This is a genomic window from Microbacterium sp. LWS13-1.2, assembly GCF_040144835.1.
Taxonomy (GTDB): Bacteria; Actinomycetota; Actinomycetes; order Actinomycetales; family Microbacteriaceae; genus Microbacterium.
The window spans coordinates 2871608-2885902 of the sequence record NZ_CP151632.1 but is presented as its reverse complement, the minus strand read 5'-3'; the positions used below and the strand labels follow the sequence as shown (position 1 = coordinate 2885902).

Here is a 14295-nt window from a genome sequence, read left to right as displayed (position 1 = left end):
ATGTGGCCTCCATTAATTTGTGGGGAAGGGGCCGCGCCACATCGTTGGGGCGCAGCGACCTCAAACGTAACTGTCAGCGGAATCCCAGTAAATGAGAGGTCAGTGAGAAACGCAACGCCGAGTCCCAGTACCCTGGGCAGGTGGCTGACCGAACCCGGATTTCGACGAGCGTTCTGCTCACCTGTGCGGCGATCGGCGTCGCGACCGGTGTCCTCCAGGCAGGTGCGGGCGCGATCAGCGGCTTCGTCTCGGCGGGCGCGCCGATCCTCTACGGACTGGTTCTCGGGGTCCACGTGCTGCCCGGCGTCGTCGCGCAGGAGCTGCTGCGACGCCCGTGGGTCGCTCTCATCACGCACCTCGTCGCGGCGCTCGTCGCCAGCGCCGTCGTGCCGCTGTGGATCGGCCGCTACATCGGCACCGCCCTCCTGATCGGCGGACTGCAGGAGATCATCGCGGCGACGTCCCGGTACAAGCGATGGGAGCCCTGGCGCTTCTTCCTCTCGGCGGTGATCGTCGGCGCCGTGATCGCCGTCGCGATCTGGTTCGCCGCCGATGTGTCGCGCTTTCCGCTGTGGGGTCAGCTCGTGTACGTCGCGCTGTTCATCGTCGGCCCGGTGGCATGGACGGCCGTGGGCCTCGCGATCGGCAACGCGCTCCGCCGCGCCGGTGTCGCCCGTCGCAGCCGCCGCTGACGCGTTCATCCAGGTCTTCCGCACTGTTTCGCGGAGCAGGAGGGCACAGGTAAGTTAGGGAAGGCTAAGTTTCCCTCGACGATCGGATGCCCGTGTCCTCTGCCGTGCCGCTGCTGCGCGTGCGCGAGCTCGGCATCACCCACGAGGGCGAGACCACGCCTGCCCCGTCCGCCGTCTCATTCGAGATCGCCCCGGGCGAGGTGGTGCTGCTTCTCGGCCCCAGCGGATCCGGCAAGTCGACGCTGACCCTCGCGCTCAACGGTCTGCTGCCGCAGGCGGTGCCCGCCGACGTCACCGGGTCGATCGAGGTCGACGGACTCGACACCAGGACGACACCCGTCGCGGAGCTCAGCACGCGGGTCGGCATGGTCTTCCAGGACCCCGACGCGCAGCTGGTGACCGGCACGGTCTTCGACGAGGTGGCCTTCGGCCCCGAGAATCTGCGGATGCCGGTCGCCGACGTCCTCGCCCGCGCCGAAGACGCGCTGCGCCGCGTGGGCCTCTGGGAGCGCCGGTCGGAGAACCCCGACCGGCTGTCGGGCGGGGGGCGCCAGCGCCTCGCGATCGCGTGCGCCCTCGCGATGGGGTCGCCGCTCCTCGTGCTGGACGAGCCGACGGCGAACCTCGACCCGGCGGGGATCGAGGAGGTCTACGCAGCGCTGGCCGAGCTGGTCGCGGCGGGCGATCGCGCCATCCTGCTGGTGGAGCACAACCTCGACGCGGCGGCCGGCTTCGTCGATCGGGTCGTCGTGCTCGACCACGACGGTCGCCTGGCGGCCGACGGCACCGTCGACGAGGTGCTGCGCGGGCGGGCAGAAGACCTGCACGACATGGGCGTGTGGCTGCCGGTGTCGACACTCGCCGCGTTGCGGCTGCGCCGCGCAGGCTTCGCCCTCGACCCGCTCCCGCTGACCCCCGACGAGCTGCGCGCCGCGCTGGAGGCGGAGGATGCGTCGGCGGGATCGCGGTCGTTGAGCGAGCGAGGAACGAGCGAGACGCAACGCGCCGAGCCCCCGTCGCGCGTCGGTCCGGAGCGTTTCGACTCGCAAGCTCTCTCAACGACCGGTTCCGAGGCTCCCCTCATCACGGTTCGCAACCTCACGCTCCGCCGCGGCCGGAGCGAGGTGCTGCACGACATCGACCTCGATCTGCCGCGTGGCGCGTTCGTCGCGGTGGTCGGAGCCAACGGCGCGGGCAAGACGAGCCTCATCCAGGCACTCGCCGGCGTGGTCGCCCCGCCCAAGGGCACGGTGCACGTCGACGGACTCGACATCGGCCGCGCCGACGCGCGCACGCTGAGCACGCGCATCGGATTCGTGTTCCAGAACCCCGAGCACCAGTTCATCGCGCACACCGTCTTCGACGAGATCGCCCATGGCCTGCGCCGTCAGCACCTTCCCGACGACGAGGTGCGCAGGCTCACCCTCGAGCTGCTCGAGCGGTTCGGGCTCGCCGCCAAGGCCGACAGCCACCCGTTCCTGCTGTCGGGCGGGCAGAAGCGGAGACTCTCGGTCGGCACCGCGCTCGTGGCGGGCGCACCGGTGCTCGTGCTCGACGAGCCGACGTTCGGCCAGGATCGCGCCCGTGCGGACGAGCTGCTGTCGCTGCTGTCGGAGCTCAACGCCGAGGGCACCACGATCGTGGTGGTGACGCACGACATGCAGCTCGTGACGGACTACGCCGACCGCACCGTCGTGCTCGCCGACGGCCGCGTGCTGGCGCAGGGGGCGACCGCCGAGATCTTCGCGGACGATGCCCTCATCGCGCGCGCGGGGCTGCGCCCGCCGCCGCTGCGCCGCGCGCTGCGGGGCGTGCAGCGGCATCCCGAGCTGTCGCACATCACCCGCCTCGCCGACCTCACCGGCGCCGCGGGCGTGCGTTCCGAATTCAGGAAGGATGGGACGAACGCTGCCGATACCGCGCCTCCGGGGCCCATTCATCCTGAATACGGAACAGCACAGACGCGTGCCATCAGCGGCGGGAGCGGGACATGACCGACACCGGCCCGCTCACCGCCGCGACGGCCACGCATTCGTCGGTGGATCCGTACGCCCCGCGAGTCCCGGCATCCGCCGTCCGCTTCCTGTACGGGCTCAACCCGCTGGCGAAGCTGGCCGCGCCGCTGCCCGCCATGGCCGTCCTGGTCTTCGTCCGGGATGCCGCCACCCCCGCCGCCTTCCTTCTGCTGGCGTATGCGGTGCTGCTGGTCGGCGTCGGCTTCACGAGGCGGCTCGCGGCGGTGCTGTTCCTGGTGCTGCCCGTCAGCGCTCTCGTGATCGGCTTCGGGTTCGCGCTGTGGACCGACCCCTCGCGCGTGGACCAGTCCCTGGTGGTGTGGCAGATCGGCGGCTGGACGATGTACGGCGGCGCGTTCGCGGTGGGCGCCGCCACGGGCCTGCGCCTGTCGGCCATCGTCGCCCTGACCCTCATCGCCGGGCTGTCGACGACAGGCCCAGACCTCGTGCGGGCGACGGTGCAGCAGCTGCGCGTGCCGTACCGCATCGGGTACACGGCGCTCGCCGCGTTCCGGTTCGTGCCGCGGTTCGGCCATGAGCTCGACGTCATCCGCCAGGCGCACCGCGTGCGCGGCGCACACGGCGGCCGTGGCCCGATCGCGGCGGCCGCGCGCTGGTTCGGGTACGTCGTCCCGCTCATGGCCGGCGCGATCCGTCATGCCGAGCGCGTCGCCCTCGCGATGGACGCCCGCGCGTTCGGCGCGCACCCCGACCGCACCGAGCGCTACATCGTGCCGTGGCGCGTGCGCGACACCGGCTTCATCATCGCCTTCTGGGCGGTGTCGGCCGTCCTGTTCGCCGCCTTGTTCCCCTGGGGTCTGTGATGACTCCGGCCGTCCTCGACATCCCCGCCATCCTCGACAAGGAGCGCTGACATGGCACCGGTCCCCCGACTCGTCAAGCCCGACACCCAAGGCCTCGTGCACCTCCAGGTGCTGCGCACCGAACGCCTCGCGCCGCACTGGCTGCGCGTCACCCTCGGCGGTGCCGAGATCGACAAGTTCCGCCCCATGGGCTACGACCAGTGGTTCCGGCTCTTCCTCCCCCTCGGCGGCGACGAGGGACTGGACCGCCTCCCCGCGAAGGCGAACAAGATGTTCGGTTACCTCAAGTACCTCCGCATCCCCGACGGCGTGCGTCCGGTCATGCGCAACTACACGGTGCGGGCCTACCGCCCCGCGACGGCCGACACGGGCGCCGAGATCGATGTGGACTTCGTGCTGCACGGCTCCGCCGCCGAAGGCACGGCGGGGCCGGCATCGCGCTGGGCGGAATCGTGCCGCGCGGGCGAGAGCGTCGTGATCATCGACGAGGGCCTCACCTTCAACCCCGATCGCGGCACCGACAGGGTCGTGCTCGTCGCCGATGAGACCGGGCTGCCCGCCATCGCCGGCATCTGCGCCTCCCTGCCCTCGCACGCGACGGGGCTCGCGATCGTCGAGGTGCCCTCGGCCGACGACGCGCTGGAGTTCCACCGCCCCGCCGGGATCACGGTGCGCTGGATCGTGCGCGATCACGATGCGACGCCCGGCACCCTCGCGCTGCAGGCCCTCGGCGACGCCCCCCTTCCGGATGCCGCGTTCCACGCGTACGTCGTGGGCGAGCAGGCCCTCGCGACCGAGGGCCGCCGTCTCCTCGTCGGCGGGCGCGGCGTCGCGAAGGATCACGTGAGCTTCTGCGGCTACTGGCGCGTCGGCGTCGCGTCGCCCGCTCCGAAGTCTCAGCGCGTCACGACGGAGGCCCACTCGTGAGCGGCGCGGACGGGACGACCGATGCCCGCACGACGCCCGCCGCCACGCCGACCCGGACGAACCGGGGTCGCGTGACGACCGCGTACCTGCTGACCTGCGCGGCGATCGGCGTCGCCGGCGGTGTGATGCTCTGGGGTGCCGGCTGGATCTCGACGGTGCTCTTCGCCACCGTCCCGTTCATCTCGGTGGCGATCGCGGGCCTGTGGCTGCTGCCGGCGACCGTCGCGCTGCGCCTGCTCGAACGCCCTCTGGCCGGCATCCTCGTCGGCGTCATCTCGGGGCTCGTGGTCTTCCCGTTCCTCGGCGCGGCCGTGTGGTGGGCGTTCTTCGCCGAGCTCGCGTTCCTGGTCGGCCTCTACCGCTCCTGGCGCACGTGGCAGTACTACGCCGGCGCCGTCTTCGTCGGCGTGGTCTATCCGATCTTCGCCGCGGCGTCGTTCAATCTGGCGGCCATGCAGCCGTGGGCGCTGGTGACGTTCTTCGCGCTCACGATCGCCAGCTGCGTCGCCGGCGTCGCGCTCGGCATCCTCGTCGCCGACCGTCTGCGCAAGGCCGGCGTCGCGAAGCTCGCACGCCGCCGCCCGGCGCTCGTCTGAGACACCTGCCGCGCCCACGACGACGGATGCCGCGACCCGCGCCCTCGCAAGAGGGCCGGGCCGCGGCATCCGTCGTTCAGGAGTACGTCAGCGCTTGCCGACGATCTGGCGGCTCACGATGTCGCGCATGATCTCGTTCGTGCCGCCGTAGATGCGGTGCACGCGGGCGTCGAGGTAGGCGCGGGCGATCGGGTACTCGGTGATGTAGCCGTAACCGCCGTGCAGCTGCACGCCGATGTCGAGCAGCTCCGCCTCGCGGTCGGTGGTCCAGAACTTGACCTTCGCGGCCTCTTCGGCCGTGAGCTTCTGGTCCTTGTAGAGCATCATCGCGCGATCGACGTACGCCCACATCACGTCGACCGTGGTCGCCATGTCGGCGAGCTTGAAGCGGGAGTTCTGGAAGTCGGCGATGCGCTCTCCGAACGCCTCGCGGCTGAGGGTGTAGTCGCGGGTCCATACGAACGCGGCCTCGCCGGCGGCGGCCGCCGCGACGCCGATCGAGAGGCGCTCGAGGGGCAGGTTCATCATGAGCTGGATGAAGCCGAGGCCCTCCTTGCCGCCGATGAGGTTCGCTTCGGGCACGAAGACGTCGGTGAACGACAGCTCGGCGGTGTCCCAGCCGTGGAAGCCCATCTTCTCGAGCTTCTTGCCGTGGTCGAAGCCCTCCATGCCGTCCTCGAGGATCAGCAGGCTGAACGCATCGGGGCGGTTGCCCTCTCCCGTCTTGACGAAGGTCACGATGATGTCGGCGGTCTTGCCCGACGAGATGAACGTCTTGGCGCCGTTGACGATGTAGCCGCCGTCGACCTTCTTCGCGGTGGTCTTGATGCCGCGGAGGTCCGAGCCGGCACCCGGCTCGGTCATCGCGAGAGCGCCGAGGATCTCGCCGGTCGCCATGCCCGGCAGCCACTTCTCCTTCTGCTCCTGCGTGCCCATGTGCACGATGTACGGCACCGCCAGGTCGTCCTGGATCCCCAGGGCGCCCGCGAGCGAACCCTGACCGGCGCCGATGGTCTCCTCGAGCACGATCGAGCGGAAGCGGTAGTCCTGCAGCATGCCGGCGCCGCCGAACTCCTCGGGCACCGACAGGCCGATGACACCGGCCTCGCCGGCGGCGAGCATGGTGGCGCGGTCGATCTCGCCGTCGGCCTCCCACTGCTTGCGCTTCTCCTCGGACGCGTAGCGCTTGACGAACTCCTTGACGACGTCGCGGAACGCCTCGTGGTCCTCGTCGTAGATGTCGCGCTCCATGGTGCGCCTTCCTCTCGTCTGTCTTCTCGTCGCTGAGGTCGAGTCTGCGGAGATGGTTCCCCAGTTGGAATTGCATCTCACCGCATATGGTACTCAGTTTCAGCCGAGCGGATGCCGCAGCCGGGCGCCACATCGCGGCCGGACCGGCGACTGACCCCGTCGCGCGGCCATGGCGCTGCCGCGGTGGCTGGAGAGGCGGAGGCTGTCAGCCGAGGTAGGCGGGCGCGGGGTCGAGCGCGAAGAACTCCTCGAGCGAGGTCCATCCGCCGTCGTGGTAGGACTTCGCCAGCTCCGGTCCGATGTAGCGGAGGTGCCAGGGCTCAGGGAGGTAGCCGGTCACCGGCGTGGCGCCCTCGACGTACCGCACGATCCAGCCGTGCTCCCACGCGTGGTCGGCGATCCACTGGCCCTGGGCCGTCGCCGCGAGGTCGTCGAGCGTGCCGCAGGCGCCGGCACACGCGACGACGTCTGCGGCGAGCCCCAGCTGGTGCTCGCTGTAACCGGGGCGGGCGCTGACCTGGTCGGCCCGCTCGCCACGCTCGGCGAAGTGGCGTCCGTACGTCTGCTGCTGAGTCTGATACGACCGGAACCCGCTCTCGAGCGCGATCTCGCCGACTCCCGCCGAGCGCGCGCCGGTGACCAGCGACGCGAGAGCGGTTGCCGCATCCGAGCGCAGGGCGCCGCCCTCGACGTTGCGCACCCCGTCGGGCAGCACCAGTCCGCTCGGGCGGTAGTCGATCGGGCTCGTCGGCCGGATCTTGTCGACCACGGTCCACGTGCGCGCAGAGTCGCCCAGGTTCACGCAGGGGGCGCGGCCCTCCACGACAGCGGCTCGGAACGCTTCGCCTCCGCCTGCGGCGACGATCGCGGCCTCGTCATCGCCGGCCTGCACTGCCGCCACCACGTCGGGCAGCGCGCAGATGTCGGCGGCGGGCGGCGACTGCTCGACCTGCGGCACGGGAAGCTGGTCGACGTGCTGAGGCTGCACCGTCATCGACAGCGCAGCGTCGGCGCCACTCGGAGAGACCGAGGGCAGCATCATGGCGGTCATCGCTGCGGAGCCGAGCAGCAGCGCGGCGCCGGTTGCGAGACCGGCGACGACGGCGATCCGCCGGGTGACGCGGCGGGGACGCGCGTGCTGCATCGGCAGTGCGTCCTCGTGGACCGAGAGCAGCTCTGCAGCGCGGGCCGCCCGGCGCTCACTGGGGGCGGGACGGTGCTGCCGGGCGGCACGGGCGCGCGATCGCGGGGGCAGCGGCGGGACTTCGCTCGCTGCCGATGCGCCCCGCGGCGCGGTGCCCGCCGCGGCCGGCGCGGGTGCGACGGGGAGGAGGTCAGGCGGCAGTGCCGCCGGCGCGGCATCCGAGACCGACGCCGGCACGAACTCCTCGCTGGGCAGCTCGAAGGCCACGAACGCGTCGGTGGGGGGCTGGGTCTCGGCCGCGCGGGCGCGCCGTTCGGCCTCCTCGCGCATCGCTCGGGCGGCACGACGAGTCTCGGGGGCGGCTCGGGGGGTAGCGAGCCGGCCAGGCTCCGTCACGCCTGCCATTCTGGTCGCGACGGCGCGATTTGGCCAGCAAGGCGGCATCCCTCCGCCGATGTTCTACTCGAAGCTATCACTGCCTTGACTTAAGTTCGAAGCTTTGTTCTCATGGATTCATGCGATGGCAGGGACAGGAACTGGGTGTGGCGGATGCCGCGGCCCTGCCTGGCCTCGAGCAGCTGAACGGTCTGGTGCGCTCGGTGACCACTCCCGAGTTCGCCGGCGTCACCTTCCACGAGGTGCTCTGCAAGTCGGCGCTCAACCACGTGCCGAGCGCCTCGGCCATGCCCTTCGACTGGACCGTGAACCCCTACCGCGGCTGCAGTCATGCATGTGTCTACTGCCTGGATCCCGACACGCTGGTCCTCATGGGCGACGGCCTCAGCAAGCGCATCGGCGACGTGTGCGCCGGCGATGAGGTGATCGGCACGCGGCGGGAGGGCGCATATCGACGATATGTGCGCGCGACCGTCTCGGCGCAGTGGAGCACCCGCAAGCGTGCTTACCGCGTGACGCTCGCCGACGGCACCGAGCTGGTCGCGAGCGGTGACCACCGGTTCCTGACCGAGCGCGGTTGGAAGTACGTCCGTCCGGCACCTGCCGGCGCACCGCAGCGACCGTTCCTGACGACGAACAACAAGCTCATGGGCTTCGGCACCGGCGGGGTCGTCGCGGATTCCACTGAGACCGGCGCGTATCGCACGGGCTACCTCAGCGGAATGATCCGCGGCGACGCGATGATACTGAGAAGGTCGTACCCACGGTCGACCGGCAGAGGCTCCTACGTTGCGAGCCGGTTCCGCCTGGCCCTCGCCGACGGGGAGGCGCTGGATCGGTCGCGTGGCTTCCTGGAGGCTGCCGGAGTGAAGACCACGCTGCGGATGTTCACCGCTGCGACGGTTCACCGGCGGGAGGTGAACGCGATCTTCACCTCCCGAGCGGCCGACTTCGATGCCATCACCGAGTTGATCGGCTGGCCGGACTCACCGTCGTCAGAGTGGTCGCGCGGCTTTCTTGCGGGCATCTTCGACGCGGAAGGGAGCTGCAGTCGCGGCATACTGCGCATCTCCAATTCCGATGAGCGGATCCTCGCGGAGATCGCCGGCGCGTTGCGGCGGCACGATTTCGCGTTCGTGGAGGAACCTCTGCGGCCGAATGGCGTGCGCGACATCTGCCTCCTGGGCGGCCTCCCCGCTCGCCGACGCTTCCTCGAGCTCACGCGGCCTGCGATCACGCGCAAGCTGAACCTCGTCGGAGACACCGTGAAATCGGACGCCCCTCTTCGCGTCGTTTCGATCGAAGATCTCGGTGAAACCGTCGACATGGTCGACATCACCACGTCGACGGGGGACTTCGTCGCGAACGGCGTCATCAGTCACAACTGCTTCGCCCGGGGGACGCACGAGTACCTCGAGCTCGACGCGGGGCGGGACTTCGACACCCAGGTCGTGGTCAAGGTGAACGTCGCGGAGGTGCTGCAGAAAGAGCTGCGACGCGGCAACTGGCAGCGCGATCCCGTGATGCTCGGCACCAACACCGATCCGTATCAGCGTGCCGAGGGGCGGTACAAGCTGATGCCCGGGATCGTCTCGGCCCTCACGGAGTCGGGGACGCCGTTCTCGATCCTCACGAAGGGCACGCTGCTGCGGCGCGACCTCCCCATGCTGAAGGATGCCGCCGCCGACGTGCACGTCACCCTCGCGATGTCGATCGCGGTGTTCGACGATGAGCTGCAGCACCTCATCGAGCCCGGCACGCCGAACGCGACCGCCCGGCTGGAGACCGTGCGGGCGGCGACCGAGGCGGGCTTCCGCGTCACCGTGTTCCTGATGCCGATCATCCCGCACCTCACCGATTCCATAGCCGCGATCGATCACGCACTCACCCGCATCAAGGAGGCCGGCGCCGTCCGCGTCGTCTACGGCGCGCTGCACCTGCGCCCCGGCGCCAAGCAATGGTTCCTGCAGTGGCTCGCGGAGCGGCATCCCGAGCTCGTGTCGTCCTACCGAGGGCTGTATCCGGGCGCGACGAGCACGGCTCCGAAGGCCTATCGCACCTGGCTCGCCAAGCGCGTGCGCCCCCTGCTTCGGGTGCATGGTCTCGACGGGAGCGCCGAAGACGAGAGTCCGCGCGGCGCACCGGTCTCAGGCCTGGCCGATCGCGCGGACGCGCGCAGCGCCCCGCCGATCGTCACGACGTCGCGAGGACGCGCGGCGGCCGCCTCGCTGCGCGCGGCACCTGCGCGCGGCACTCCCGGCCCGGAGGCGTCGGCTCGCCTGTTCTGACCAGTCACAGAGCTTCGCGCGCTACGCGGCGACGGATGCCGTGATCAGTTCGTCGGGCGCGGCTGCCGGCATGACCGCGGCTGTACGCGCACCGGACGGAACGGGCGACGTGCGGGCGGCGGACGGCGCTTCGACGTGCTCGAGGACGGCGTCCAGCACGGCATCCGCCACGAGGATGCGATTGTGTCCGAGCCCGGTCGTCGCGAGCAGTCGGGCGCCGGCGTGCGCCGACATGATCCGACCGGCCTCGGCGTACGGCACCATGCGGTCGCCTTCGTCGTGGATGACGAGCAGCGGCACGTCAGCGGGGAGCGGGCGCCGCACGCTCGACAGCCACGCGAAAGGATCGGATTGTCCCGGGAAGTAGCGGCTCGCGAAGCGCGCGCTCATCCGTGTCGCTACCGCCTCGGGATAGCGGAGCATGCTCTGGAACTGGCTCAGCAGCAGGTCGGCATCGGCCGGCGCGGCGATCGTGACGACGCGCGCGGCATCCGTTCCTCCGGCAACCCCCACGAGGGTCGCGAGGCCGCCGAACGAGTGCCCGATCATCGCGTCGAAGGTGCCGTAGCGCTGCTGAAGTGCGGAGAAGACGTCGAGCCAATCGACGAGGTAGGTGCGGCGGCCGGCCGACGAGCCGTGAGCGGGAGCGTCGAACGCGACCACTCGGCAGCCCCCGGCGACGAGCTCGCGGACGAGCGGCGTGAACTGGCTCGCGCGACCGTTCCAGCCGTGCGACAGCAGCACGGTGCGCGTGCCAGCGCCCCACTCAAAGGTGTCGATGTCGACGCCGCGGCGATCCACGCCGGCGATCCGCACGGTGCGGCGGCGGGCGCGCCACATCGTCGCCTCGTCGTCGGGGCGGACGGGTCGTGGCTTCGCCACGGAGCCGAACAGCGGCATCGCGAGGCTGGCTCCCCACTCCGGCGAGACGGCCGCGACGCCTCGAATGGTCACCCCTGCGGCGGTCAGTGCGAGATTCATGATGCTCCGATCCGATGAATACGAACGATCGTACTTATGAATACGAACGATCGTACGGTAACCTGGCGCCATGGCACAAGCACCCGTCGATCGCCGTCGCCTCCGGGGCGATGAATCACGGCGCTCGGTGCTCGCGCACGCGGTCGACACCGCGACCGTCGACGGACTCGACGGCCTGACGATCGGGCGACTCGCGGATGCCTCGGGGCACAGCAAGAGCGGCATCGCGACACTGTTCGGCTCCAAGGAACAGCTGCAGCTCGCCGTCGTCGCCGCCGCGCGAGAGGTGTTCATCGATCGGGTGGTCGCGCCGGCTCGCGCGCGCACGCCTCGCGGTCTCGTTCGCGTGTGCGCGCTGATCTCGGACTGGCTGGCGTACTCGCGCGACCGCGTCTTCAGCGGTGGGTGCTTCTTCGCCGCGACCTCCGTCGAGTTCGATGCCAGACCCGGCGTCGTCCGCGACGCGATCGTCGCGGCGTCCGGCGACTGGGAGGACTACCTCACCGTGAGCATCGAGCACGCGATGGCAGCCGGCGAGCTCCCCCTCCTCGACGACGCACGGCAGCTCACGTTCGAGATGGTGTCGTTCCTCGAGGCCGCGAACACCCGCTCGCTGCTCTACTCGAGCGCCGAGCCGTACCGCCGCGCGGAGGTCGCGCTGCGCGCACGCCTCACCGCGCTCGGCGCCGATCCCGAACTCGTCTCGTCGATCGGCGCCGCTCCGGAGGCCTGAGCCCGGTCACCTCGACGACTCGTGTCCCCTCGCCGAGCGAGCCGCGCCGGGCGTCAGCGACCGGCGAGTTCCTCCAGCAGCTCGTCGCCGGGGCGAACGTCGTCGAACGGCGCCTCGATGTCGGCGCGCTCCAGCAGGTCGGCGAGGCGATCGCGTCGTGCCCGCGTCACGAGGGTGACGACCGTGCCCGCGCGGCCTGCCCGACCGGTGCGGCCGGAGCGGTGCAGGTACGTCTTGTACTCGTCGGGCGCGTCGGCCTGAACCACCAGATCGATGTCATCGACATGGATGCCGCGGGCAGCGACATCCGTCGCCACGAGCACGTCGATGCGGCCCGACGTGAGCTTCTCGAGGTTGCGGGTACGGCGGGCCTGGTCCAGGTCGCCGTGCAGCGCCAGCGCGCGGATACCGGCCTCGTCGAACTGCTCGGCGAGCATCTCGGCGAACGCACGCGTGCGCGTGAACACGAGCGTCTTGCCGTCGCGGTCCACGAGGGACCGCAGGATCTCGCGCTTGTCGCGGTGGTCGACCACCAGCACCCGGTGGTCGATGGTGCCCGACCGCTGGGTCTCGCCGGCGACCTCGTACACCGCGGGGTCGGTCAGGAACTCGCCGACCAGGGCCGAGACCTCTCCGTCGAGCGTCGCCGAGAAGAGCAGCCGCTGGGCGTCCCGGGGCGTCCGGCGCATGATGCGCTGCACCGGCTCGAGGAATCCCAGCTCGCACATGTGGTCGGCCTCGTCGAGTGCCGCGACGCGCACCTGCGACAGGTCGAGCGCGCGCGACTCGACGAGATCCTCGATGCGGCCCGGCGTGCCGATGACGATGTCGATCCCCTTCTTCAGCGCGCCGAGCTGCCGCGCCTTGGGCACGCCGCCGTAGATCTGCGTGGTGAAGAGGCCGACGCTGCGCGCGATCGGCTGGATCGTCGCGTCGATCTGCAGCGCGAGCTCCCGCGTCGGGGCGAGGATCAGCGCGCGCGGTGGCCGGCCGATCTCGCGCTTCTGCCCCGCCTGCGACCGCAGGACGCTCTCCACGAGCGGTGCGCCGAAGGCGATGGTCTTGCCCGAGCCGGTGCGCCCGCGTGCGAGCACATCGCGTCCGTCGAGGATCGCGGGGATCGTCGCGGCCTGGATGGGGAACGGATGCTGCGCCCCCAGGTCGGCGATGGCCTTGACGATGTTCTGGCCGAGCCCGAGATCACCGAACGTGGCGCCTCCGCCCTCGGTCGGCGCGATCGCATCGGCGTCGAGCTTCTCGTGCACGACATCGCGACGTGCGGGCGTCGCCCCTCCACGGGGCGCGGCATCCCGCCGTGGCGCGGCATCCCGGCGCGGACCGGAATCGCGGCGTGGACCGGAATCGGGGGCGGCAGCATCCCGACCACGGCGGCCGTCGCCGTCGCGATCGCGCCCCGGTGCCGAAGACCGCCCGCCCGTCGCCGGCCGCCCACGGTCGCCGTCCGAGCGAGCCGGGCGCCCGCGGTCATCGCGGGCGTGGGTGCGGATCGCCCGCGCCTCGTCGCGGCCGGCCCGCTCCTGGGCGGTCCAGCGCCCCTTGGGGCGACCGGCCCCCGCGTCCGTCGAGGGCTCCTCGGCACGGAATCCCCGGTGTCCGGCGCTGCGACTGCCGGGCTTGCCCGACGACGAGTCGCCCGGGCGGCGCTTCGCGTCCTGCCCGTCCCGCCCCTGGCTCGGGGCCCGATTCTTGGGGTTGTAGCGCGGGTCGTAGTTCTTCGCCGCGCGTCCGCCGCCGGGCTTCTTGTTCTTGGGCATCCGGCTCCTCCAGGATCGGCGGGGCGTCGCATCGACACCGCCGCGGCGCCGTGCGCACGCCGACCTCACCAGCGTACCCGCGCACCCACGTGACCGATCCGTATCAGAACCAGAGCCCGGCCAGCGCTTTCTCGGCCGATCGGGATACTGTTTGACTGAGCGGTTCGCCGCTGAACTGGGGATTTGTCGTCAAAGCCGGCGGGCCTCGGTGTCGGGGTCTATGGGGGATGTCCGACATCCGGGCGCGTCGAACAGAACCCGATCGTGAGTCGAATGTCTTCCACGACCCTTTCCGACGCAACCAGCGGGCCCGTCGTGCCGCTTCGTGCGACGGTGTCCACCGCCCCCTTGGCGCGCCCGCGCGCCACGAACTACCAGCCGGCCGCGTCTGCGCCGCGCGCCACGCCGGGGGTGATCACCGATGACGCCGACCCGCCGGGACCGGACGCCGCATCCATCACGGCGACCGCGGTCGAACATACCCTCATCGCGCACCGCATCGGTCGACTCGCGGTGCTCTCACTCCCCGTGGGCGTCCTCCTCTCGTTGCTCACCAGCCACGACCCGACGTGGTGGCACCACCACTTCTCGCAGCTCGGGACGCACTCCGACTTCTCGGGCCGCACATTCAACTCGATCGCGATCTTCTCGGGATTCTTCCTCGCCGCCTACG

General features: G+C 70.9%; 11 protein-coding genes. 7 read left to right on the top strand and 4 right to left on the bottom strand.

Annotation, left to right across the window (positions count from 1 at the left end):
• Positions 1-140 precede the first annotated feature (140 nt).
• The 5 genes from MRBLWS13_RS13555 to MRBLWS13_RS13535 all read left to right on the top strand — a co-directional run bounded on the left by MRBLWS13_RS13555 (position 141) and on the right by MRBLWS13_RS13535 (position 5054).
• The gene (locus MRBLWS13_RS13555; RefSeq protein WP_349425864.1) at positions 141-692 is read left to right on the top strand and encodes an ECF transporter S component; all 552 of its coding nucleotides are present in this window, start codon (positions 141-143) and stop codon (positions 690-692) included.
• A gap of 86 nt (positions 693-778) precedes the next feature.
• Positions 779-2686, top strand: a complete 1908-nt coding sequence (locus MRBLWS13_RS13550; RefSeq protein WP_349425863.1) for an energy-coupling factor transporter ATPase — start codon at positions 779-781, stop codon at positions 2684-2686.
• Complete coding sequence (locus tag MRBLWS13_RS13545) at positions 2683-3531, top strand: energy-coupling factor transporter transmembrane component T (protein WP_349425862.1); 849 nt, start codon at positions 2683-2685, stop codon at positions 3529-3531. Before MRBLWS13_RS13550 ends, MRBLWS13_RS13545 begins: the two co-directional genes overlap by 4 nt.
• 51 nt (positions 3532-3582) lie before the next feature.
• Positions 3583-4458: a siderophore-interacting protein gene (locus MRBLWS13_RS13540; RefSeq protein ID WP_349425861.1), complete on the top strand. Its 876-nt coding sequence runs from the start codon at positions 3583-3585 to the stop codon at positions 4456-4458.
• Complete coding sequence (locus MRBLWS13_RS13535; protein WP_349425860.1) at positions 4455-5054, top strand: ECF transporter S component; 600 nt, start codon at positions 4455-4457, stop codon at positions 5052-5054. The genes MRBLWS13_RS13540 and MRBLWS13_RS13535 overlap by 4 nt, the downstream gene beginning before the upstream one ends.
• Before the next feature lie 87 nt (positions 5055-5141).
• On the opposite strand, the gene MRBLWS13_RS13530 is transcribed toward MRBLWS13_RS13535, so the two are convergent.
• A complete protein-coding gene (locus MRBLWS13_RS13530) occupies positions 5142-6305 on the bottom strand; it encodes an acyl-CoA dehydrogenase family protein (RefSeq protein ID WP_349425859.1) in 1164 nt (387 codons plus the stop codon).
• A gap of 205 nt (positions 6306-6510) precedes the next feature.
• Positions 6511-7845, bottom strand: coding sequence for a M15 family metallopeptidase (locus tag MRBLWS13_RS13525; protein ID WP_349425858.1), 1335 nt, complete (start codon positions 7843-7845; stop codon positions 6511-6513).
• Between the two features lie 119 nt (positions 7846-7964).
• Here MRBLWS13_RS13525 and MRBLWS13_RS13520 point away from each other — a divergent pair, with 119 nt between their 5' ends.
• Positions 7965-10133 carry an intein-containing Rv2578c family radical SAM protein gene (locus MRBLWS13_RS13520; protein WP_349429066.1) on the top strand — a complete coding sequence of 723 codons (2169 nt, stop codon included), beginning with the start codon at positions 7965-7967 and terminating at the stop codon, positions 10131-10133.
• Between the two features lie 21 nt (positions 10134-10154).
• Here the strand turns inward: MRBLWS13_RS13520 and MRBLWS13_RS13515 are convergent, their stop codons facing one another.
• The gene (locus tag MRBLWS13_RS13515; protein WP_349425857.1) at positions 10155-11114 is read right to left on the bottom strand and encodes an alpha/beta fold hydrolase; all 960 of its coding nucleotides are present in this window, start codon (positions 11112-11114) and stop codon (positions 10155-10157) included.
• Positions 11115-11184: 70 nt separating this feature from the next.
• Between MRBLWS13_RS13515 and MRBLWS13_RS13510 the strand changes: the two genes are divergently transcribed.
• Complete coding sequence (locus tag MRBLWS13_RS13510; RefSeq protein ID WP_349425856.1) at positions 11185-11847, top strand: TetR/AcrR family transcriptional regulator; 663 nt, start codon at positions 11185-11187, stop codon at positions 11845-11847.
• Between the two features lie 53 nt (positions 11848-11900).
• Here MRBLWS13_RS13510 and MRBLWS13_RS13505 read toward each other — a convergent pair whose 3' ends face one another.
• Positions 11901-13622, bottom strand: a complete 1722-nt coding sequence (locus tag MRBLWS13_RS13505) for a DEAD/DEAH box helicase (RefSeq protein ID WP_349425855.1) — start codon at positions 13620-13622, stop codon at positions 11901-11903.
• Between the last annotated feature and the right edge of the window lie 673 nt (positions 13623-14295).

Bases quoted from the DNA above. Each gene is read 5' to 3' on its own strand.
- MRBLWS13_RS13530 (WP_349425859.1), bottom strand. From the start codon at position 6,305: ATGGAGCGCGACATCTACGACGAGGACCACGAGGCGTTCCGCGACGTC.
- MRBLWS13_RS13520 (WP_349429066.1), top strand. From the start codon at position 7,965: ATGCGATGGCAGGGACAGGAACTGGGTGTGGCGGATGCCGCGGCCCTG.
- MRBLWS13_RS13510 (WP_349425856.1), top strand. From the start codon at position 11,185: ATGGCACAAGCACCCGTCGATCGCCGTCGCCTCCGGGGCGATGAATCA.
- MRBLWS13_RS13540 (WP_349425861.1), top strand. From the start codon at position 3,583: ATGGCACCGGTCCCCCGACTCGTCAAGCCCGACACCCAAGGCCTCGTG.
- MRBLWS13_RS13550 (WP_349425863.1), top strand. From the start codon at position 779: ATGCCCGTGTCCTCTGCCGTGCCGCTGCTGCGCGTGCGCGAGCTCGGC.
- MRBLWS13_RS13515 (WP_349425857.1), bottom strand. From the start codon at position 11,114: ATGAATCTCGCACTGACCGCCGCAGGGGTGACCATTCGAGGCGTCGCG.
- MRBLWS13_RS13545 (WP_349425862.1), top strand. From the start codon at position 2,683: ATGACCGACACCGGCCCGCTCACCGCCGCGACGGCCACGCATTCGTCG.
- MRBLWS13_RS13505 (WP_349425855.1), bottom strand. From the start codon at position 13,622: ATGCCCAAGAACAAGAAGCCCGGCGGCGGACGCGCGGCGAAGAACTAC.